This is a genomic window from Bartonella sp. AP7XZML (genome assembly GCF_042195745.1).
GTDB lineage: Bacteria > Pseudomonadota > Alphaproteobacteria > Rhizobiales > Rhizobiaceae > Bartonella.
The window spans coordinates 78,716-101,261 of sequence record NZ_JBHIOT010000019.1; the positions used below are offsets into that span (position 1 = coordinate 78,716).

The following is a 22,546-nucleotide window of genomic DNA, read 5'->3' on the forward strand; positions in this document are numbered from 1 at the left end:
TAAATAAAAGATTTTCCCCTATAAACAAGTTGTAACAATTGTAGCAGCAGCATTAAATTCAACTTTTTTATGAGCACGGCGTGCTATTGTTTCTTTATCCGTTCCCCATTGCTCCATCATCCAATCTTCATCTAAATGGGCAATAGACCAAGCATGATCAGCATCAATGTTTCCCGCTGCAACAGCAAGAGCAATGAGAGCAGATCCCGTTAATGTTGTCATCATATGAAGTGCAGCAAGCATATAAGCAGACTCAACTCTACGTAAATAATTACTGACTGCTTGAAGTGCTTCTGGTGATTGTTCCACATGCATCAGCCCTTCTGTCAAATAAAACCTTGCACCTAGCTTTTTTTCAGCCCAATCTAATAAAGGATCCCATTGTTCAGATTGTTTTTGCACCAACTCTTTAGGTGTTTGTGCACGATAAAAGATCATATCACATGCAACGAAACGCAATAAATCTTCAAAAACCGCCTGCATATCATCAGCGATACCATCAATAACAGTATTAACCAAACGCGTCATCGGCATTTTTGCAGGATCAACAACGTGCTTTTGGTTCTCAAATTCCTGAGCAACATATTCAGCAAACACTTCTGTTGGCACATGAAAATGACGTCTTGCGGGCGTTTTTACAGGACATTCATCCAACAAAATCGTAAAGCCGCCCTCCTCACAAGCGATCTTCACTTGCTTATAAAACCGTTTTGGGTGTGATTGGAATGAAAGATTTTGAACCTTTTGAACAGAACTCTTCTTATTCAATGGCATATCAACATGATCCAAAATCTCACGCATATTTGTTTACCTCTGATCTTTTCAAAAAAAACGACTGTTTCTTTAGGTTCTGTAGCTTCAATAAGGTTTAATCTGACCTTCTTAACGATTCCAAAGAAGAAAAAAATCTTGCCAATCTCAATCTAACTTAAGAGTTATATTTCATGTTTCTTTTACAAACAAGACAATGATGATTGCCTTTTATATATTTAATACAATCATAATAGTAAAACAATTTCTAAAAGTATTATCTTAATTAAGAAATTAAACATATTGAGTTTTATGGCAAAGATGTTCATGCCTTACCAATTTGCTTATTATTCACCTACAATAGTATTATCAATATGAACAGATTCAAAAACGCTGCTCATCCAAAAAATGATAGAGCAGTACGGTTTACGTGTCATTCACCTTCGCTTAACCATTTCAATAATTCTCTAACATATCCAATAAATACCCTGCATAGAATTTTTCTGCTCAATTACTCCCCTAAAAGACGCTGTTTTACGGCATGATAGAATAATGAACAGACAAAATTATAATTGTAAATTTTCTTTCATATATACATTATTTTATAAAGCACTAAATTACTTAACGCATTGTTCTTGATATACTCTATCATATCACACTAATTTAAATTTAGTCGCATAATTAAAAGAATAGAGATTATGTAATCTGAAAATAATGCTTTTATCTATACACTTGGCCCTGCAGATACTAACTGTGCAGCAGCAACACAGTGGTGGCTTGACAATCACAATAAAAATATTTTGTCCACTGACTCGAGATCCCGTATTATCTTATACGCAACTCTTGAAGAAGCATTTAATGAACTTGCTCAAAAAAAAGATGCTTATCTCTTAAGTTGTGCTGCTTACCCTGATTTGCATACACTCATATTTACCCGTTTAGGTGATATGCAATTATTTGACAGCTTTATCATGCCTACTCACTCTATGGTTTTAGCTAAACGCAATAACGCTGATGAAATTAAAACCATAGCGTCTCATCCTGCCCCGCAATCTCTGGTAGCTCATCAATATGACAAAGTATTTGCCAACAGCAATGCTGATGCAGCCGTTCTTTGTAAGGCTGAAAAAGCAAGATTCTTGTACCACAACATCGGTTGCGGCAAATCGCTATAGGCTGAATATTGTTGAAAATTTTGGACAAGTGCCAATGGCCTTTTTGCTCCACTCACTAAAGTCAACTCATCATGAAAAAATCTGAAGCGCTTCTTTCCATTGTTAACTTAGTTGACAAATTCCGTATGCGCCAAGAACGAAATGGGAGCATTAAGGAACCAACTTCAGCAGATAATTGATCAATGAATTGATCACTCTGCTGAACCACCATGCCAATATTCTTGATGGATTATCTCCAAAACTTTTAGCGACCACTTCTGATGATCTTCATCAGTGGATGATCAGCGGTTTAACGACCCCTCCTCAATTTGATAACACTTTGGCTGCTTTCAAAGCCCCATTACCAGATGCTCCCTTGTTTTTCTTGGCTCCAATGCGTGCAACAAATGGACCTGATCCAGAAGGATTCCGGCTGGAATTAGTTACAGGATATCGTCATGAAACGGCCTATCTTGCTGACGCCTCAAAATATACAAATAATTATCTATCACCTTTTCAATGTATAAAAATGGGAATAGCATCAAGAGGTTTTTTAGAAGGCAATTGCATTGTTCTATTCCCAGAATCTGTAGCGGCTGCTCAAAAAATTGATAAGCAAGCATTTGCTTTGTTTTTTTTTCAGTAAATTCTTTGATATTTACAACAAGCAAACAATTGTGGAAGCTGAATGTTTACTCGGTCGAGATAGTAAATTCCTGTTCGGTCAATTGCATAGTCGTAACTTATCTAAAGAAGACATTTACGATGCTCGCTGTTTGTGAGGCTATTATCATGACTATGCACATCATACCGGACCGCGGCCATTGGATAAAAATCTGTATATAAAATTAAATTGGTTTACAGGTCTTCTAGAAGAAACTAAAGTTGATTTAATTACAGTGCGTATTATGCTACAAAATCATCCAAAATTTTGGAAAGAAATAACTGAATTTGTCCTGTTAGAACGTATATTCCGTTATCCAAAAGATTCTGAACAGCATATGACATTCGATGCTGGTACAGGGATCTTGCTTTTTGAAATATTGATGATAGCAGATATAGAAGCACTTGAAGCATTAGATGATGACGCTTATTTGGCAGGAGCTAAAGATTATATCCAAAATAATCTTGGAAAACCACAGACCTCAAAGTCACGATTTAATTTTTCAACATCATCTTATGCACAGCGAGTGATTAGAGGATTAAATCATTGAGTTTTATAAAAGGACGATTATTATTATTCACTTTTGCCATTCTAGCATTGTTTTCCATAAGTTGGTTATTATCTAAGAATTTGGTTAGCAATATACCCGTCATGCATGCGGTGGGACTTAGGTTGTTTGCCACCGCTGCCACCTTATGGCTGATTGCAATATTTCGTGAGAAAGCTGTTTTCAGATCCCTACCATTGCTTTCCATGATACCTGCTTTTTTTATTCTCTCACTATTAGGATTCTCGCTGTACTTTGTATGCAGTTTTGGTGCATTAAAATCACTCAAAGCCAGTGATTTAACCATGGTGCTCGCTACTATTCCAGGGATTACTTATATATTAGGTGCATTGACAAATGTCCTTAAATTCTCATGGCTGAAGTTTAGCGGAGTGATAATTGTCAGTGTAGCAGCTGTAGCATTCAATATAAACAGTGGAGAAGGTGGATATTATAACCTGATAGGAGTAGGTCTTGCCTTAACAGCAGCGCTTTCTTACTCTGCTTATGGCTTATTGTCTAAACATTATCTTAAAAATTTACCTTTGCTCACCTCTCTGGCTTGGATTACGACAATTTCTGCCGCATCATTTATACCATTATTCATTTTTGATCCTACCCCACTCTTCTATCTTAATTTGGAAGATCTATTTAAGATATTGATTTTAGGAACTGTTTGCTCGGCACCAGTTTACGTTTTGTACCAAAAAGTTTTAGCTGAAGGAGGTGTATTATACGCCAACACTATTGGCGTATTATCCCCTTTTGCAGTGGTTACATGTGAATGGATAACCGGCTCGAGTCCTTCTCTCAACATTATCAAAATAATTGCTATGATGATGGCTGTTATAGGAATGACATTCTTATTTATAGATGCATCAAAGATATCTGAATGGCAACAAAAACGTCGTGCCCAAAATTCCAAATTTAATAAGGAAACAAAATGAAAAAACTCGCATTAGTTTGCCAGCGCAATACAAAGTTCCCGTTTATATTTGAAGCAGCACAAGCAGCTAATATCGAATTAGTAATGATCTATGATACCGCTGAAAGCGCTCCTATTCAAAACCCCGCAGCAGTCACTGCAACTTGGAAACTTCCTGTTTTTGATAAGCCAGAGGCAGCTCTAGACGCTTTTGCAGCAGGCGTAAAAGAACGCAATATTGCTGGGGTTATGACCCTTCGCGAAGAAGCTATCCTATGGACAGCTTTGGCTGCAAAAAAAATCAATACTCCAAGTATTGAACCAGAAGTAGCAGCATTAACCAGAAACAAATATCTCATGCGTCAAGCTTTTGCTAAAGCAGGCTTAAGAACACCAAAATTTCTGTATATAGATAATCCAGAAGACCTATCACAAACACAAACCTTAGACTATCCGCTCGTTATTAAACCCGTCTCTGGATGGGCGAGTACAGGCGTCATGTTAGCTAAAAATCCTGAAGAATTTTCTAAGCTCATCAAAGCTGTATGGAATGTTCAGTATAAAGACATGGCACGTTTTAATGATAAAAATAAACCTGTAGGTTTAATTGTAGAACAATATTTGCCAGGAAAAGAATTTGTCGTAGAATGTTTTGTTGATACAACAGGTGTGCATGTTTTAGCTGTTGGCGACAAAGGACAACCTGAAGGACCATGGTTTGAAGAAACAATTTATCGTCAACGCTGTGATATAGATGATCCTTTAATTATTGCTTTATGTGAGGCTGCATGCTCTGGAGTCAAAGCTCTTGGTATAAATATAGGTGCTGCCCATGTAGAGCTACGCCTAGATGCTCATAATTTACCTTATATCATTGAGATTGGCGCTCGTATAGGTGGATCAGGTGTCTCCCATTTTATTGTTGAGCAAGGTACAGGGATTTCATTTGCAAAACTATGTATGAATGCCGCTTTAGCTGAAAAAAACTTAGACCTTCCCGATATACTCCCAGCTAAAAAAGTGGCGGCAAATTATATTATTCCTCTTCATGGGTATGGACGGTTTTCTGGATTTTTAGGTCTAGATAAGGTTGCACAGCATCCTCAAACCGCCAGAACTATCATTTTTTTTGAAACCAATCACATTTCACCACCTCCACCAGCATTTGGTGGATATCCTGGTTTTATTTTCTCTGTTCATAACTCAAACGAAGAAGCACGCAATTACCATAAATGGCTCGATGATACCTTAAGCATCATATGGCAAAATACTGATTTATAATGATAATTTAGCGTTATTCATATTGAACGAGAACCCCGATATCGTAGGATTTTCTCATTTTAAATCTGTTTATCAGATGAACAAATTTTTTAAAGCATTTGAAAAATGCTATAGTAGATAAAAATAAATCAACATGATATTTTCATATTTATTAAAGCACATGGTACCATTATTAAAAAATTCTGCACAAACAATGGTTTTAATTCCGATAGTAGAACAAGACTTCGAAAATCACATTTATTATTTTTAAAAAGATTGCTTAAAAATGATAGCGCAATCCACCAGAAAAATGAACTCCAGAAAAACCAGCCTTGGTTAACCTATGCTGATAGCTAAGATCACTGTGAAGTGTAACTTTAGAAGAAAACTGTGAATTGACACCCAAGCCAACTTCTAAGGAAGAACCAAAAGAACTCAACTGAAAAACATCTTTAAAATGAACAAATTGTTCTTTACCAAAACAATGAGCAAGATGAATATTGCCATAAAAAGAAATGATACGATCCTTTTCAGAGGCTGTAAATGTTTTACTTAAACGCCCACCAACACGCATAAACCATTGATCTATTTTTTTCATCTCAACATCAAATCCATCAATATCACGAAACTTATCAAATTGAAGATGTTGATAAATAAGCTGAAGTTGCGGATCAAAAATAAGATCTTTATATCCTGTCATAAACGTTTTACCAGCAGAAAACGACACGTTCAAAGGATTTGCTTTTAATGTCGCCGTCTTACCCCAAACATGGCTACGCACATCCCCTTTAAACAAACCATAAGATAAAAGACTATCTATATAAAAACCAGTTTTGTGTTCCACACTACCGTATGCCGTAAATGACCATTTATTAAATGTACTCTTTTGACTTTGTTCCACGTTATGAGGTTGTAAGGAAAGCTTTCCATAGGTTCCCATAATCCCAAAAGATGTCGTACTATATGCGCTCTCTATTGTTTTGAGCAAAATATCTGTTTTTATAGCGTTATAATCAACATGACCATCGCACCCATATTTAAGTGTAGAAAGATCTGAGACATAACGATAACGTCCACCATAATCGTGGACAGATAAAGCAAAGTTCCCTTCAACTTTTAATAATTTACGAGGAATAGACCGCCTAACTTGCAACTGCTTTTGTTGATGACTAATATCCATGAGCCCAACATGAAACAAAGCATTTGGTAACAAAAGATAGGTCGGAACTTGTGGAACAACCTCTCTGACCTTTAACTCAGAAGGGGGAATAGCAGACACCTCTAAAGCAGGCTGAATATATTTACTTTCAAGGCGAAAATCCCAAAAATCTCCATCTCCTTCAACCAATCTTTGAGAAGTTTGTGCATTTCCAAGAGCAGAAGCTGGACCATAAGCATGAAGATAATATTGGTAAGGCAAACCCTCTAATGCGATATAAGCACGATTTAACTGAAAAGAATCCTCTGCCGCTTTTCCAGAAACCTGAATAAGTGAAATACTATGAGCATTTTCACCGGTTGCTATCTCACCCTGATTTCCTGAAACAAATTGCACATAAACTGTCGTTTTTCCAGAAACATCACCATGTATTAAAAGCCGATCAGTTTTTTTATTATCGAGCAAACCATCACTACTGAGATGTGTATTGAGATAAATATCTGCCCTATCTTGCGCACTATAAACTTCTTTTTCTCCCTTCCCAATATGAAGTGTCTGATACTCCTGAAACATTGGAGTCTCAAAAGCAATAAAACTATCAGAAACTTTCACAAATGAAATAGACGAACTTGTACGGTTTGCAACTTGCAAATCGATCTCTCTTCTTTTTGTCAAAAACCATTTTGATCCCCCTGTTAAATAAAGCTCAGCAATAGAATCATCGGCAACACGAGTCCCTCCTATCAATGAAGAAGAATTAGCCAAAATCGCTACACTTCCCCCTTTTTCAGCTGTTAATAATAAGTCACCAAAAATTTTTGTACCTTCTGTTACTCCAATATAAATACGACTGTTATGACTATGAACAGCTGTCCCATCTGGAACCTCAAAAATCGTCCTTTTCAAAAAGACAAGCCCCTGTTCATATGCATCATTTTCCTCATCCCTCTCAAAATACATACCATGTTTGTTACCTATTGCTTTAATTGTTGAATCTTCAATATTAACCCGCGAAATTAAAATATTTCCTTCCCTGCCGTTATTGGATGGCGTGTTAGAATCTTGTCCAACTGTTAAAACATGAACATCCGTAGAAATAATATTCGTATTTTTTACATAAACAGAACCCTGATGTTTTACATTGAAAACTGTATGTGTAATTTTTTCATTTGTATTTTCTTTGTCTTCTGTTTTTTGATATTTTGAAGCAATGGTAACACCATCTAAAGTCGCACTCCCCCCTCTCCCCACATAAAGCGCAGCAGCATCATTCACATCAATAAATCCACTTTTCATCTGAATACCCGCATCAGCCCTAACGAAAAGAGCACTCTCTTGACCGATACCCAAACCTTCCACTTTAATTTTTGTATTCGTTAACGTAACAGATGCTCCTCGCTTCTCTGCATAAGCAGCAATCTGAGAAGCCTCAATTGTTCCACGATTAACCTCAATCATTCCACTATCAGCTTTAAGACCTATTGATACATTTTTTAAAGCTGAATCGCTCAAAACAATTTTTCCCCCTCGTGATACAAAAACACCATAAATATCTTCTATACTTGCAGTCCCTTCAACCTCTACACGCATTGCCTGAATAACTGTATTTGGCTCCTGTACTACTATAGCAGCAGGTAACATGAGAGAACGATCCTCCCCATTCTTTTCTTTAACAGGCGCCGTGAATTTATATACTTTATCACTAATTGTATGCTTTGAACCATCACTGCATTCATAAGGTAATTTGTTTTTGTCACATGACAGTGATGTATATGAATGAGAATGTGCCTCAATATTTATATTTAACAAAAAAGAAAAAATAGCTGCTGTAAAAACGCACGAATACAAGTGATTGTTAGATACCTTGATTATCATTGTTTTTCAAAACTTTCTTTTTTCAACAAAAACAAAAAATGCTGGCAAAAAAATAAACCACAAATTAAACACAACAAGAATAAAACAAACAAAATTATTTTATTTTTTATGATAAAATCATAGCATTCAAATAATATGTTTTGTGTTTTATGTAAAGAAAGAACAAAAAGTTTAAAAATACCATTTAGGATGAAAATCCCTTTAAAGAATGCATCTCAAAAACTGCTGGAAACTGTAATTACAAAAGGCCAAAAAAACAATCTTAAAAAAACGTGAAAAAATGCGAATTTTGAAGAGATATAATATTCAATTTATCTCACCACCAAAAAATAAAAATACAACAAAATGAGAATAACTTTTAAGATTAAACGATTAAAACGTTTTAATAAAACACAGCACAAAAAGATACAGTATACGAAATCTATAACCGCATCATCTCTTCAACTACAACAAAAAAACAAGAAATTGCACACTAATGTATAAGCTAATGTACACAATTTCTATATTAAAAATGCTAGATATCTAACAAAGAAATTTGAATAAATAAAAAACTTCTCCTAATACCCTATCATCAATGATTTGAATTAATAAATGTAATATTTTAGATCTTTTGATAAAATCTAAAATACAGTAAAATACTCAGCATTCTGAACTTAAAAAACACCAAAATAAAATTTCATCAAAATTAGCTCTATGAAAGCTTATCGTTAAAGCAGATATTTTAGCAAAGCTATTATTTGCCATTCTTTATATTGAATAAATTTCTCTAAACAACAACTCACTATCCTCCGCTAGCATCATCTGACAACAACACTATTGGCAATCTCGTAGCTGATGAATATAACTACATTGGAGACAAAAGAGCTATATTTCTCTCTTCTCCCGTTTAATATTTTTATTTAATTATTGCTTTAAAAATCAACGTTCTACTGTTGATGATCACTTATGCAAAGCTTTTTTTATTTTCTGGCGCTTTTTATCATTTTCAAAACGTAACATCAAATTTCGCTCTTGTTGTGTCGAATTGGTTACACCAAAAGTATCATTGTCCATAACCTGCTGATACCCTGCTACCATTAAATTGACTAAAAATGAATCACTTCGCGGCGTTGATGAAAAATAGATTCCCTTTGAATCTTGTAATTTGTACCGATAACCTGCTTTAGTCATGCACTCATAAACTGCTGCAAAATCACTTGCACGCGAATCCATATTTTCAGAAGAAGCGTAGATTGGTTTCCAACCACATTTTGACAGTGCTTGTTGGACCATAGACTTACTGACACCGGACTTTTCCCATAATTCTAACGTCGATGGGGGAGGTTTGCTAATACACCCAGCAGAGCTTAATAAAATTATAGCACTCAATAATTTCAATGTTTTTTTCATTTCCCCCTCCGTCAATATTTACGATAGAAAGACTGATAAGTCTTCTAATATTTACTCACACGCAAGATGACTTTTGTTAGCATATAGATATTGAAGAAACAATCCCACCCCCATACAAAAACAAGAATATAAGGATTTTTGATTACAGCAGCCTCAATACTTAAGGTTGACATTCAGGTTGTTCTTTATGCTCTTCACAATGAGGACTATTCAAACGCCTCTCGACACTTCGCTGAGGAATAACTGCATCAGGCTGACAAATTGGAAGATTTTTATATTTCTCACACCACTTCATTCTTCCCAATTTATCTTGGAAACCTGCTTGGATCATACATGCATTCACAGACTCCTCAGCATTGAATTTCTCATCAGTACTTGTTTCTGTATCAAGACGACCATCAAGATGATGTATTCCACATTCTAACAGAGCTTTTTTGATCTCAAGCTGATCAGCACCGGATTTTTCCCATGCATCTACAGCTGTTCGAGAAGGCTGCTCAGGGTAGCATCCAGCCATAACAAATAAGGTTATCCCGCTTAATAATTTTAAAATCTGCTTCATTTTCCTATCCTTGAGTAATTTTGATATTACGAAACAATCTATAAATTATTTTACATGCTGTTTTTTATTTCCAAAACAATGATGAACATTATCAACCTATATTATTTTTATCTTTCCGAAGATTATGCCATAATTATTATATCAAAAATACGGTAAAATTATTACTAAAATCATCTATCTATCAACGATATGCTTATAATTATTATCAATATTTTGATTATAACCAAAATAGATATTTTATATTATTGCGCCAACAGTTGTGGTACCCATAAATAAATAGCATTGACATGCTGAATTAAGCCCCCCGCGTGCGGGTATGAGAAACATGAAGGTAGGGATTGTGATCGTCACAAACAGCAAGACTTAAGGTTTGCATTCAGGTGCATTTTTATATTTTTTACAAAAAGGGCTGTTCACGCGCTTCTTGACACTGCGCCTCGGGATGACAGCGCCTGGACGACAAATGGGCAAGTTTTCGGCTCTATGATTCTCGCACCAAGTCCCTCCCCCCACTTTATCACGAAAACCTGATTGAACCATACAAGCATCAATAGTTGCCCATGCATTGTAGCTGAGTTTTCTGTTTTCTGGATCGGCATCAATAAGGCTCGGCATTCCACATTCTAACAAGGCTTTTCCTACCTCAGTAAAATCAGTAACACCATTTTTCTCCCACGTAGCCACCTCTCCTGGAGGAGGTTTATCGATATTACATCCAGTTATAATTAACAAAGTTACAGTGCTTAATAATTTTAGAGTTTGTTTCATTTTTTACTCCTTGATTTACTTAAAGGAAATTGTTCACGATGAGATGTACCATAAAACTTTTGGCATTTTGGACCCACGTCTCCAAGACAGGTATGGGAACTTATGGGATTCTTGATCACTCTCCTCCATTCTTTCCAAACGTTACTACCAGCAGGTATCGTCTCGTAGGTATAGCCATTACCGCCAATAATTCTGCTTACAAAGTCAAATCTATTCCCATCAAAGCCAATAGTGGTTTGTTTGCCATCACTCACATAACCTAACAGACCGTATGCAACTAAAACATTAAAGGCTGGTCCATAGAAATTGATATTCGTGTTGTCGGCTATCCCGCGAACACCTTCTTGTTTGAAATAATACAGCATATTCCCCAATGTTATGGTACCGCGGCTATGTCCATAAAGTTCCAACCCTGTAATACCATGGCTATACACCAAATCTTTTGCTTCTTGTGTTGAATTGGTCAAACCCCAAAAGTTATTTTCCATAAACTTCTGATAGCCCGCGACCAGAAGTTCTGAGATAGCAGAATCGGCTTCTGGGAACACAACAAAATAAAGCGGATTATTTTTATCCTTCGCATGTTGCTCTGTATAAACAGCGGCTTCCTCTGGTGGAGTAAAGATGCCATTAAAGGACACATGCACCTTGCCATCAGAACCTTCTTGCAAATGCTGCTTTTCTTCATCCGTTAAATAATGAAAGAGAGAGAACAATCCCGCCATTCCAAGCGAAGGCAAGGATAGCGGATTGTTGCTTATCACTAGCTGCAAGATTTAAAGATAGCACTCATATTGTTCTGGATGCTTTTTACAAAAAGGGCTGTTTAAGCGCTTCTTGACACTGCGCCTCGGGATGACAGCGCCTGGACGACAAATCGGCAAGTTTTCGGCTTTATGATTTCCACACCAGCCCCCCTATCATATTTATCATGGAAACCAGCTTGAATCATACAAGCTTCTATGGTTGCCCATGCATTGTTGCTTAAATTTCTATTTTCCGGAAACACATCATAAGGAGTTGGCATTCCACATTCTAAAAGTGCTTTTTTTTTACCTCAAACCGATCTGCTCCTGATTTCTCCCACACCGTGAAGTATCCTTCAGGAGGTTTATTAAACTGGCATCCCATTATAACTAATAAAGCTATGCAACTCAATAATTTTAAACTTTGTTTCATTTTTTCCTCCTTAAAGGGACTTGTACTCGATTGAATGAGCCATGAACATACCGACATGCTTAGCTCGCATCTCCAAAGCAAGTATGGGGATTTATGGGATTTGTAGCCACTCTCTACCATTCTATCCAAACGTTACTGCCGGCAGGTATCGTCTCGTAGGTATAGCCATTACCGCTAATAATTCTGCTTACAAAGTCAAATCTATTCCCATCAAAACCTGTTTCACGCGTCTGTGAATGGCTGCTATGATGGTCTGTCATGCCAACAATCGTCATACTTTCTCCCATTACATTGATATCTTGACCGGAAATCAGATGAGAAGCAGTAATCGTAGCATCTCATTGTACATCCATATCAACATTGCCTGTTGCCTCAAGGATAGAGAGAATTGTTGTTGTGTGTGTTTCAGAGCTATTGGAAGATTTCTCGTGTAAAAAGCCATTTTCCGATGATTGTTTTTGCTAGTCGTAGTGTTCTTGAGCGCCTTTTATGGTAATATTGAATAATTTTGCACCGAAATACAGTTGCGGAGTGCATTTTGTCCGCCTCCACTTGTAATAAAAATTACTCTCGTATCAATATTAAAAAATAAGTTTGATCCTTCCTCTTGTGAGAGCAATAATAACAAGAGTCGTAAAACTGTCACACGTTCATTGTTCTCTTTAATTTACTCTTCTATGAGATTTTATTGTAATACCTTGCTGGCTGTTTATTAAAGTTTTTGTAAAAACAATGATACAATGCCTCATGTAACTTTGTTATCCACTATTTTCTACCAACGCCAATCCTCTTTGAGAAAAAATACATAAAGAACTTTATCTTCGCTTCTAAAAGCAATAGTAATTTTCTAAACAACAAAATTTAAACAACCAATTTTTTAAAGAGCTTAAAAACAATTCTTACAATAACTTCTTTCGTGAAACAGAACTTCATTAATACGTTTAGAAAAAGATATCTGCCTATAATCATGTATCTGGTAAAATCTATTTGCACTGTTAGGCATTTTAACCTGAAAGACTTATATTGATGGCACAGCTCACCATCAAAAAAACGCCTAATATTTATATGATTTGTCGTTACCGTAAGCAATGGCTCACAAAAACTTCCAAAGCAAAATAATAACGAGCAGATTTTTTCAATCTAGATTGTTCTAACCTTTAGAGAAAACAATCAAACACCTGTTTTCCTGATGACATCAGCTATTGTTTTGAGCTTTATCTCTATTCACATTTTATTGCTGTTTCTTTTGCTTAAAATTATAAAGTTTAAGTGCATAGAAACAAATAATAAGCCAAGCAATCCAAATAACACCTATAATTAAAACTGGTCGTGTCTCATCAAAGTACCATAGGAGAATAAAAATAAAAACCATAAATAAAATAGAAAAAATCGATCCTATTGGCCAAAATGGAATGGGAAATTTTAAACCATTCTGAGCTTCTTTAGGCATCTTAATTCGCATAAAAAATTGTGAAAGTAGAATCATCATCCAAACAAAAACTGTCGCAAATGTTGCCATTGCAGCAATAAGAAAAAAAAGCTTTTCATGATAAAAATAATTAAGGACAGCACCAAGAAGAAAAATACCGAAGATCATCAAAATAACAAAAACTGGTATACCGTTTTTTGATAAATATTGAAACTTTTTTAAAGCATAACCTTCCTGCGATAAACCATGGATCATACGACAAGCACCATACATTCCACTATTCATTGCTGAAATAGCCGCTGTAACAACAACAATATTTAAAATATTTGCTGCATATGAAATCCCAAGATTTTCAAAAATGGATACAAAAGGGCTATCCATGAGACCAATCTCATTCCAAGGATAAAGAGACATTAAAATAGCTAACGTCATGACGTAAAAAAGCAAAATACGAACTGGAGTAGAATTAATTGCCTTTGAAATCGTTTGATGAGGGTTTTGAACTTCCATGACTGCCATGCCAATGATTTCTATGCCACCAAAAGCAAAAACAACAACACTAAAGCAAGCTAAAAAACCAAACCAACCATTGGGAAAAAGTCCACCATTTTTCCATAAATTATGAACAGTAACGGTAGAAAAATCTGCACCTTCACCCCACCCCCAAAAAATAATTGCTATTCCTAAAATAATCATCGCAATGATAGCGATAACTTTAATAGAAGATAGCCAAAACTCTAGTTCACCATAGACTTCTACAGCCGCTAAATTAATACCTGTGATGATTAATGTAATACTCAGTGCCCATACCCAAGGAGCAACATCAGGATACCAAAACCCCATATAAGTCGCAAAAGCTGTAATATCAGCCAAACCAACAAGAATCATCTCAAATACATATGTCCATCCCGTTAAAAAACCTGCTAATGGTGATATGTAATTTGCCGCATAACGAGCAAAAGAACCAGGCAATGGATTATGAAGTATCATCTCTCCTAGAGCCCGCATAACCATAAAAATAGCTAAACCAGCAATACAATAGGCAATCAAAACACTGGGACCCGCAAGCTTAATTGCCTGTGCAGACCCATAAAAAAGACCTGTTCCAATAGCAGAACCAAGAGCTAAAAAAATAACTTGGCGCTTACTCATCCCTCTTTTCAGTTCATTTATTGCCATTTCTTTCCTTACTTTTTGAAATGCTAACAATCCACACCACGATAACAGCTCTATGAGAAATAAAGCCTCATGTTTCTTTCACAAATATATTTCAAAAAACATCGAAGACCAGCCAGTCCAACACTTTGCTCTAAACAATGAAAAAATACTTTTATTGCGAATTATTCAGCTTTTATAGCCTGCAATTTCGTATTATTTTATTCAAATAAAGTGATAATGAATTTTTTCATAATTGTCATTTAATTCATTCCGTATTCTCTAGTTTTTTACAGAGAAAATTAACCTTAATGTAATCTAAACTTTTAGGCTTCTATTTCAGTGTACTGAAATAGAAGCCTAAAAATTCATAACAAACACATTAACTATGCATACAATTAATTTTTTGTTACTTTAAGCCAACTTTCTTTGAGCTTATAAAAAAACTTTTTACGCCAATTGAATAGCTCAATTAATGATAATACGAATCTCGCAAGTTTTCAAAAGTATGAGAAAGTGTATCTACAACCCATCTTTTAAGGACTCCAGCTGCCTTAACGACAAGCTTTCCAATGAAAAAAAAATATACGGTAAAAAGAGCATCTTTGATTGTTGGTCCGATGATAGCGTTCTCCTTACCTCTGGGAATTTGCCCTGATATAGCAATAAAATCTTTGTTTTTCGCTGAAATAAGAGGCTCTTTCTCTTGGGCCACTATCATAATGAAAACTTCCTCTAGAAAGCTACCTCTCCTAAAATTTGCATGAATCTCAAGAATTTGAGAGAAAAAAAGAACTGTTATTGAAACACATAATTTAGAACTTTTAAACATTCCTTTCTCCTTTTTTATTTTAAATATCAAAAATGAACTATAAAATTCATAAAGTATTAACAAATAAGAATAATATAAAATAAAACTTTTATTTTTACTCGATACAATACATATATTATAATTTATATTTATAGAAATATAATATCACGAATATATAATTCGTGGATATTATTTAACTTATATTAAAATTTCTGATATAAATCAGAAAATATAGGTGCTTTAAGTTTATAGTTTCTATAAAATAACATAATATCTAGTTAACTACAAAAATCAGATATATACAGTAATAAATATATGATTTATTAAATAATTCAAATATTGTATCGCTCCTCTATATTTTCATATGAGGAAGTTTTAAAATTCAATATCCGCCCTTCAGCATTGACCTTAAAACAAATACTATTGAAAACTTAATGAAGGAAAAATTGTTTCTGGTAAAACAGATAATAAGTGCCCTTCACGCACAAGTATATGTGCTTGATGAAGATCTGGAGCCAGATAGCGATCTTCCTTAAGAGAAGCAACATTTTTTCGTAGACATTCCATAACAGATTGCAAAAAAGTACTTGTTCTTAAAGGTGCACGATATTCAATTCCTTGTGCTGCAACAAGCGTTTCAATGCCAATAAGTGTAAAAAGATTTTCGCTCATTACCAATAACCGACGCGCTCCATGGCAAGCCATTGAAACATGATCTTCTTGATTGGCAGAAGTTGGGGTTGAATCAACGGAAGCAGGATGGGCCATTTGCTTATTTTCAGACATCAAAGCTGCCGCTGTTACTTCAGCAATCATAAAACCTGAATTAAGACCCGCATTATGCGCTAAAAAAGCTGGAAGTCCATAAGAAACTGCTGGATCAACCATAAGAGCAATACGCCGTTGAGAAATAGATCCTATTTCACATAAAGCAAGAGCAATCTGATCAGCGGCAAACGCTACAGGTTCAGCATGAAAATTCCCACCTGATACAACTTCACCATTCCTTAAAATCAATGGATTATCTGTAACAGCATTTGCTTCAATAATCAGTGTTTTTGCTGCTGCCAGCAAAATATCAAAACATGCCCCCATGACCTGTGGCTGGCAACGTATACAATAAGGATCTTGTACACGCTCATCACCCCGTAAATGTGCTGCACGAATTTCTGAATCCTCTACAAGCTTTTCTAATGTTTTCGATACAGCAATCTGCCCATAATGTCCTCGTAAAATATGGATATCAGGATGAAATGGCGCCGTTGATCCCATGATAGCATCTGTCGTCAAAGCCCCTGCCAACAATCCACCACACAATGCCCGATAACCTCGAAAAAGACCAGAAAGTGCAAGGGCTGTTGATGTTTGAGTCCCATTAATAAGAGCTAGACCTTCCTTTGCCTCTAAAATAATAGGGGACAATCCCGCTTTCTCTAATGCAACCGCCCCACTCATACGAATATTTTGAAAAAATGCTTCTCCTTCTCCCATCATAACAGCCGCCATGTGAGCAAGTGGAGCTAGATCACCTGAAGCACCAACAGACCCTTTTTCAGGGATGACAGGAATGACGCCCTTTGCAAGCATATTTTCCAGCAAATTTACCAATTCTAGACGAACTCCTGAAGCCCCTCTTCCTAAAGAGATAAGCTTTAAGCTCATTATCAAACGCACAATATTTTCAGCTAAAGGCTCTCCTACCCCACAACAATGGGACAAAATAAGGTTTCTCTGTAAAACAGCGACATCGTCCGCATCAATTTTAATGGAAGCCAACTTCCCAAAACCAGTATTAATACCGTACACAGGCTCACTTCCAGCAGCAATTTCAGCAATGCGTTGAGCCCCTTTCTCGATAGCTAAATGCGTGTCATTATGAAGTTTACTCACTTCACCATTAAAATAAATAGCTGCAAGCTCACTAAGCGTCACCTCGCTCGGTTTCAGTATAATAGTCATAATTTACTTTCTTTTTTTATCAAAGTATAACGTTTAGCATTATTGATCCTTCTATAAAACAAAAAAAACTATAACGACTCTTTAAAGCGAGAATGCTTTCTTAAAGGTATTCCTTACAATGGAGTTATTATCCAAAAGTAGAATAGTTTACGATAAATGAAAATGAAATATTGACAAGCTCAACCAAGGTCATGGATTTTAAAAATAGATAACGCATTAATTTATAATTATAATCTAGCATGATTCATATTAAATGAGAGAGCGGAATATCTTTAGACTCTCTCATTCCAAATCTGTGTATGTTGAATCAATCAAAACCATTCGCTTGCACGTCATAAGCGAGACTGTCGTATGGATAAAACTGTACAAAAAAGGACTAAAAACTCCTCTTATAAACCATGTCAAGGGCTGTCGCAACATTGGGAAATGACAAAGTGTGTGATGGTGCAAGCTTATTCTTTTATGAAGCGTAAAGATGGAGAACTCAATGGATTTATCATCAAGCTATTCCTACTAAACTTATAAAAACCTTAAATAGATAGCTGTCACAATCTATCATGATTGCAAAAATTAAACTCTATAGAAAATTAAAAAACTTATTCAACACATCACAACAGAGACAAAATTGAGCTTATTTGCTTGAGCTTATTTGCCACTTCTAAAATTGTATTTAAAGCGCCAGATTAAACCTTGAAAAACACATCTTCAATAAAACCACATAAGACTCGGACTAACCCGTTATTTAAAATAGAAAATAAAAGAAGTTTTCTTATATCAAAAAAAAATTAATTAATATATTGTTTTTATATTATATCTTCTAAAAAGAGAAATGCTTCATATAGTATATTTATATTTTACTTTTTGTTATATTCAATCTGAATTTAGAGATAATTTCAAAATGAGTTGTTTTTTAAAGGTTCTTCCAAGCCATTACCTTTTTTACTACAAATTTCTGATTATGATAATTTTTTGTACTTTTTCAGTTATTTTTGTCAAAATTTATTAAAAACACTCTCATTTAATAATAAAAAGCAATCATAAAAACAAAGAATTATCAAACATTTCTATTCAATCTACCTCTTTCCATTTTATAAAATAATCTGTTGTTAAACTGCAGTAAAGAAAGCGCTTCGATGCTATAATGCAGTGCATAAATTTTCTATTTAAACTCTCTCATATTAAATGAACAATGAAAATCAGCGGTAATAAGATGTCAATGTGAATGCTGAAGAAAAAAACTTTCCCCCTCAAAGTCTGCCTTAATAATGCGTTAATTTCCTGAATAACGCCCACTCTGATGTGCTAAAAGAGCAAAAGCAATCATCGATATCGGATTATCCTGCATACATATAGAGCTCACTTCGATACAAAAGCTCCAAATTGCCTTGCACTTCATATTTCTTTATCAATGCGACCAATTGCCGCAAATATTCTTCCCCATAGCAAGCAATAGCGCGTTGCGCTTGCGCTGAAGAGCGGCTCATTCCAATAAAAGCTTCAGATGGGATCATCATCGTCCAATTGTGCGTATGAAAAAAAATCTTTTCTGGATCTACCCCAAAGCCATCACTCATTTCCTGTAAAAAATCAAAATTACGATAATACCGAGAATAGTTCGGACTCATTTTCTCTAACAATGTCTCATAAGCGTCTAGAAATTCGCTATGCTGGAAATCGCGATTATTTTGAATAACCGCCATGACACCATTGACCCGAAGTTGATCTGAAACAGAACAAAGCAACTTAGAACGATCCATCTACTGGAAACGCTTGCGCTGCAATGACAAGATCAACCTCGCCAATTTGAGGCAATAGGTCTTCGGCACGGCCCTGATACCACTGCACCGTAGGAAATTTTTTTCGCCCCTGCTTAATCATATCTGCCGATACATCGATAGCATGATATTGGTGCTCATTTCCTAAAAATTTAACAATTCCCTCTAATGCGATTCCTATCCCAGCACCCACATCCACAATGGACAAATGCTTTTTGTTCTTAAAAGGATGGAGCATGGTTTTAAATAAAGTAAGGGGATAGCGAGGACGATAACGATCATAATCATTAGCCAATCCATCAAACTTTTCACTTTGCCGCTGAACACTTTCTATCATAGGACTTTCACCCTCCTTCTCAATTACTACCATACATAATAAAAAAGCCTTTTTTATCCAATGTATTAAACATAACTTCTAAAGGAGGAAAATAAGAACTGCCCTGACCTTCTATCTTTCCATAAGATTGATACTTACATTTTTCTCTTTTTCAATTGTTATCTGCACGTTGCGAAATCCAAAACTCCTACGAAAATAATATATTTTTCTGTAATAATAATTGATATAAATATTATTGATCTTTTATAAGATGACATCTATATTACTATTATTATTTTAATATCAACAAGTCACTTAAGCGTACCTAAAACGCATAGAGATATCAATTTATTGATAAATACGCCTGTTTATAAAGTTCAAAATACTTTCCACCAAGAAAATAAACCCTATATAATACATAAAATATCTGTGGAGACATCTTTATGTTAAATGTACAAACTTCTTCAATGTTTAAAATATTAAAAAAATTTCCAATCGTGATTTTTTTGGCATGGTTAGTGCCATTTTTAAGTGGGTGCGGATTTAATACGATACCAACAAATGAAGAAAAAGCACATGCAGCATGGAGTGAAGTGCTCAATCAATATCAACGTCGTACAGATCTCATCCCCAATCTTGTAGAAACAGTTAAAGCTTACGCAGCTCATGAACAAAGCGTTTTCACAAATGTAATTGAAGCACGCGCCAAAGCAACGCAAGTCAACATTAATGCAGATATGTTGAATAATCCAGAAGTTATGCAGCAATATCTCAAAAATCAAGCAAATTTATCAAGTGCACTTTCGCGACTTATGGCTGTTGTTGAAAACTATCCGGACCTTAAAGCAAACCAAAACTTTCTTGCTCTTCAATCACAATTAGAAGGAACAGAAAACCGTATTTCCGTTGCACGCCGCGATTATATTGAAACAGTACGTGCCTACAATACTGCACTCAAAACAATGCCGACGATGATTTGGGCAAAATTCTGGTTTCGTGATGCTAAACCTATGCCAACTTTTACCATCGATACTGATAGCCAACAAACACCAAAGGTTAATTTTAATTAATGAAATCATTTCGATACTCTTTGCAACGTATTGTATTTCCAAAATTATGGGCTTTTATCTGCTCTTTGTATTTAGTTGCTGCATTGGGAAGTATCGCTTGTTCGCAAATAAAATTTCCTCATTTAACAGGTTATGTTAATGATGTGGCTCATTTGCTCGATAATGCAACCAAGGAAGACTTGACAAAAAAACTGGCAGCACTCGAAGAGAAAACGGGAGATCAAATTGTTCTTGTGACACTCCCTACTCTTTCGGGCAACGATATAGAAACATACAGCAATTCTCTTTTTCGTACATGGGGATTAGGCCAAAAGAAGATCAATAATGGTGTATTACTGGTCATTGCACCGAATGAACGCACAGCACGTATCGAAGTTGGATATGGTTTGGAAGGAGAGCTAACAGATGCTCTTTCCTCTGTCATTATTAATAGCTTCATGATTCCTAATTTTCGCGAAGGAAATTATCAAAAAGGAATTGCTGAAGCAGTTGATGCAATTATCAAAGTTATTACAGAAAGTGATTCTGATTTTACTTTTCGCATCAAAGAAAAAGCTAAAATCGTTGAAGAACAACGTAAACAAGCTGAAAAAGAAGAAATGGTAATCAATGCAATTATGTTTCTCATTCTCTTTATAGTCGTTGGTTTGCCCATTCTTGCAATGATTTTTGGTAAAAAAGTGGGGCCACAAAAGTATCTCTGGCTGGGGATCATCTTCACACCTTGGTTTCTTAACTTAAGTGCCGGTGGCAGATATCCTGGTGGAAGATTCGGAGGTCCTCGAGGTGGAGGGGGATTTAGGGGTGGTGGTGGATCATCAGGTGGTGGCGGTGCAACAGGAAGATGGTAAAAGGAACGTGGATTTTTAAGCGTAGCAAATCTTCTTAAGATAAAATTTATGAACGTATTCTCTTTTATTCAACAATTCTATACCTTACTCTGTAATCACTTTTATTGATTACAAAATAAACTCAAACATCAAGATAAATATTACCAATGACATTTGAATTGAAACATACAGATCGTAATCACTTATCACATCATTTTAATGCAATTCTAGGAAATCCACCCGTTGAATGGAAGATAAGTGATCATCTAGTTGAGTATCCTGAAGCTCTGCGTTATATGCAAGAACGTGTAGAAAAAATTCTTGCAAAAACTGCGCATGAACAAGTTTGGCTTCTCGAACACCCTTCCCTTTATACAGCGGGGACGAGTGCCAATAAAAAAGATCTTTTAGCACCCCATTTATTCCCTGTTTATGAGGCAGGTCGTGGCGGTGAATTTACATATCATGGTCCAGGACAGCGTATTGCTTATATTATGCTTGATCTTAAACGCCGAAAACAAGACATTCGTGCTTTCATTAGTGCATTAGAAGAATGGATCATACAGATGCTTGCAAATTTTAATATTAAAGGCGAACGTAGAGAAGATCGCGTTGGTGTCTGGGTTAAACAGTCTCATTGCCCATCAAAACAAAATGATCTTTCTTCCGAAGATAAAATTGCAGCTATTGGCATTCGAGTGCGCAAATGGATAAGTTTTCATGGAGTTTCTATCAATGTTAATCCTAATTTAGCCCATTATTCAGGAATTGTTCCTTGTGGAATTACAAACCACGGTGTAACAAGCTTTCTTGATCTAGGTTGCCCTGTAGCAATGCATGATATTGATATTGCTCTCAAACACGCTTTTGAAAAAATTTTTGGTCCAACAATCGATATTTCCTAAGTGCATTGATTTTTAAATAAAAAACAGGCATAAAATTATTTTAATAAATATTTGATTTTATGAG

Annotated in this window: 17 protein-coding genes and 3 pseudogenes; 8 read left to right on the forward strand and 12 right to left on the reverse strand. The window is 35.5% G+C overall.

Translation table 11 applies throughout. The annotated features are described in order from the left end of the window. Positions 1–18: 18 nt before the first annotated feature. Positions 19–801 carry an ATP12 family chaperone protein gene (locus tag ACFILT_RS01725; RefSeq protein WP_375679474.1) on the reverse strand — a complete coding sequence of 261 codons (783 nt, stop codon included), beginning with the start codon at positions 799–801 and terminating at the stop codon, positions 19–21. 749 nt (positions 802–1,550) lie between these two features. Between ACFILT_RS01725 and ACFILT_RS01730 the strand changes: the two genes are divergently transcribed. From ACFILT_RS01730 to ACFILT_RS01750, 5 genes are all read left to right on the forward strand, one after another. Continuing rightward, positions 1,551–1,925 carry a hypothetical protein gene (locus ACFILT_RS01730; RefSeq protein WP_375679475.1) on the forward strand — a complete coding sequence of 125 codons (375 nt, stop codon included), beginning with the start codon at positions 1,551–1,553 and terminating at the stop codon, positions 1,923–1,925. A gap of 175 nt (positions 1,926–2,100) precedes the next feature. Next, positions 2,101–2,550: a hypothetical protein gene (locus ACFILT_RS01735; protein WP_375679476.1), complete on the forward strand. Its 450-nt coding sequence runs from the start codon at positions 2,101–2,103 to the stop codon at positions 2,548–2,550. Between the two features lie 178 nt (positions 2,551–2,728). Further along, on the forward strand, positions 2,729–3,118 hold the full coding sequence (locus ACFILT_RS01740; RefSeq protein WP_375679477.1) for a hypothetical protein: 390 nt from the start codon (positions 2,729–2,731) through the stop codon (positions 3,116–3,118). Between the two features lie 80 nt (positions 3,119–3,198). Next, positions 3,199–4,062, forward strand: coding sequence for a DMT family transporter (locus tag ACFILT_RS01745; protein ID WP_375679491.1), 864 nt, complete (start codon positions 3,199–3,201; stop codon positions 4,060–4,062). Further along, positions 4,059–5,321, forward strand: a complete 1,263-nt coding sequence (locus ACFILT_RS01750; RefSeq protein ID WP_375679478.1) for an acetyl-CoA carboxylase biotin carboxylase subunit family protein — start codon at positions 4,059–4,061, stop codon at positions 5,319–5,321. The genes ACFILT_RS01745 and ACFILT_RS01750 overlap by 4 nt, the downstream gene beginning before the upstream one ends. Positions 5,322–5,580: 259 nt before the next feature. On the opposite strand, the gene ACFILT_RS01755 is transcribed toward ACFILT_RS01750, so the two are convergent. The 11 genes and pseudogenes from ACFILT_RS01755 to ACFILT_RS01805 form a co-directional block, all read right to left on the reverse strand. Further along, positions 5,581–8,334 (reverse strand): autotransporter outer membrane beta-barrel domain-containing protein, encoded by a 2,754-nt coding sequence (locus ACFILT_RS01755; protein ID WP_375679479.1) that lies wholly within the window; start codon positions 8,332–8,334, stop codon positions 5,581–5,583. 939 nt (positions 8,335–9,273) lie between these two features. Further along, on the reverse strand, positions 9,274–9,723 hold the full coding sequence (locus tag ACFILT_RS01760; RefSeq protein ID WP_375679203.1) for a hypothetical protein: 450 nt from the start codon (positions 9,721–9,723) through the stop codon (positions 9,274–9,276). Positions 9,724–9,883: 160 nt separating this feature from the next. Then, entirely contained in the window at positions 9,884–10,285 is a 402-nt protein-coding gene (locus ACFILT_RS01765) for a hypothetical protein (protein WP_375679202.1), read from the reverse strand. Between the two features lie 363 nt (positions 10,286–10,648). Then, positions 10,649–11,053, reverse strand: a complete 405-nt coding sequence (locus ACFILT_RS01770) for a hypothetical protein (protein ID WP_375679201.1) — start codon at positions 11,051–11,053, stop codon at positions 10,649–10,651. Continuing rightward, positions 11,050–11,778, reverse strand: coding sequence for a filamentous hemagglutinin (locus ACFILT_RS01775; protein ID WP_375679493.1), 729 nt, complete (start codon positions 11,776–11,778; stop codon positions 11,050–11,052). The genes ACFILT_RS01770 and ACFILT_RS01775 overlap by 4 nt, the downstream gene beginning before the upstream one ends. A gap of 51 nt (positions 11,779–11,829) precedes the next feature. Next, a pseudogene (locus tag ACFILT_RS01780) lies at positions 11,830–12,232 on the reverse strand (hypothetical protein). 185 nt (positions 12,233–12,417) lie between these two features. Then, positions 12,418–12,732: pseudogene (locus ACFILT_RS10035) on the reverse strand (hypothetical protein); the annotation flags it as partial. Positions 12,733–13,463: 731 nt separating this feature from the next. Next, positions 13,464–14,840, reverse strand: a complete 1,377-nt coding sequence (locus ACFILT_RS01790) for an amino acid permease (protein ID WP_375679480.1) — start codon at positions 14,838–14,840, stop codon at positions 13,464–13,466. Between the two features lie 448 nt (positions 14,841–15,288). Further along, positions 15,289–15,537, reverse strand: coding sequence for a hypothetical protein (locus tag ACFILT_RS01795; protein ID WP_375629033.1), 249 nt, complete (start codon positions 15,535–15,537; stop codon positions 15,289–15,291). Positions 15,538–16,047: 510 nt separating this feature from the next. After that, a complete protein-coding gene (hutH, locus tag ACFILT_RS01800; RefSeq protein ID WP_375679199.1) occupies positions 16,048–17,586 on the reverse strand; it encodes a histidine ammonia-lyase in 1,539 nt (512 codons plus the stop codon). A 1,334-nt stretch (positions 17,587–18,920) separates the two neighbouring features. Next, positions 18,921–19,698: pseudogene (locus ACFILT_RS01805) on the reverse strand (class I SAM-dependent methyltransferase). A 422-nt stretch (positions 19,699–20,120) separates the two neighbouring features. Here ACFILT_RS01805 and ACFILT_RS01810 point away from each other — a divergent pair. From ACFILT_RS01810 to lipB, 3 genes are all read left to right on the forward strand, one after another. Then, entirely contained in the window at positions 20,121–20,747 is a 627-nt protein-coding gene (locus tag ACFILT_RS01810; protein WP_375617744.1) for a LemA family protein, read from the forward strand. Continuing rightward, the gene (locus ACFILT_RS01815) at positions 20,747–21,598 is read left to right on the forward strand and encodes a TPM domain-containing protein (RefSeq protein ID WP_375621421.1); all 852 of its coding nucleotides are present in this window, start codon (positions 20,747–20,749) and stop codon (positions 21,596–21,598) included. Before ACFILT_RS01810 ends, ACFILT_RS01815 begins: the two co-directional genes overlap by 1 nt. A 146-nt stretch (positions 21,599–21,744) precedes the next feature. Next, positions 21,745–22,482 carry a lipoyl(octanoyl) transferase LipB gene (gene lipB / locus ACFILT_RS01820; protein WP_375679481.1) on the forward strand — a complete coding sequence of 246 codons (738 nt, stop codon included), beginning with the start codon at positions 21,745–21,747 and terminating at the stop codon, positions 22,480–22,482. Positions 22,483–22,546 lie beyond the last annotated feature (64 nt).

Bases quoted from the DNA above. Each gene is read 5' to 3' on its own strand.
- ACFILT_RS01810 (WP_375617744.1), top strand. From the start codon at position 20,121: ATGTTAAATGTACAAACTTCTTCAATGTTTAAAATATTAAAAAAATTT.
- ACFILT_RS01765 (WP_375679202.1), bottom strand. From the start codon at position 10,285: ATGAAGCAGATTTTAAAATTATTAAGCGGGATAACCTTATTTGTTATG.
- ACFILT_RS01755 (WP_375679479.1), bottom strand. From the start codon at position 8,334: ATGATAATCAAGGTATCTAACAATCACTTGTATTCGTGCGTTTTTACA.
- hutH (WP_375679199.1), bottom strand. From the start codon at position 17,586: ATGACTATTATACTGAAACCGAGCGAGGTGACGCTTAGTGAGCTTGCA.
- ACFILT_RS01815 (WP_375621421.1), top strand. From the start codon at position 20,747: ATGAAATCATTTCGATACTCTTTGCAACGTATTGTATTTCCAAAATTA.
- ACFILT_RS01750 (WP_375679478.1), top strand. From the start codon at position 4,059: ATGAAAAAACTCGCATTAGTTTGCCAGCGCAATACAAAGTTCCCGTTT.
- ACFILT_RS01725 (WP_375679474.1), bottom strand. From the start codon at position 801: ATGCGTGAGATTTTGGATCATGTTGATATGCCATTGAATAAGAAGAGT.
- ACFILT_RS01770 (WP_375679201.1), bottom strand. From the start codon at position 11,053: ATGAAACAAACTCTAAAATTATTAAGCACTGTAACTTTGTTAATTATA.
- ACFILT_RS01760 (WP_375679203.1), bottom strand. From the start codon at position 9,723: ATGAAAAAAACATTGAAATTATTGAGTGCTATAATTTTATTAAGCTCT.
- lipB (WP_375679481.1), top strand. From the start codon at position 21,745: ATGACATTTGAATTGAAACATACAGATCGTAATCACTTATCACATCAT.
- ACFILT_RS01775 (WP_375679493.1), bottom strand. From the start codon at position 11,778: ATGGCGGGATTGTTCTCTCTCTTTCATTATTTAACGGATGAAGAAAAG.
- ACFILT_RS01795 (WP_375629033.1), bottom strand. From the start codon at position 15,537: ATGATAGTGGCCCAAGAGAAAGAGCCTCTTATTTCAGCGAAAAACAAA.
- ACFILT_RS01790 (WP_375679480.1), bottom strand. From the start codon at position 14,840: ATGGCAATAAATGAACTGAAAAGAGGGATGAGTAAGCGCCAAGTTATT.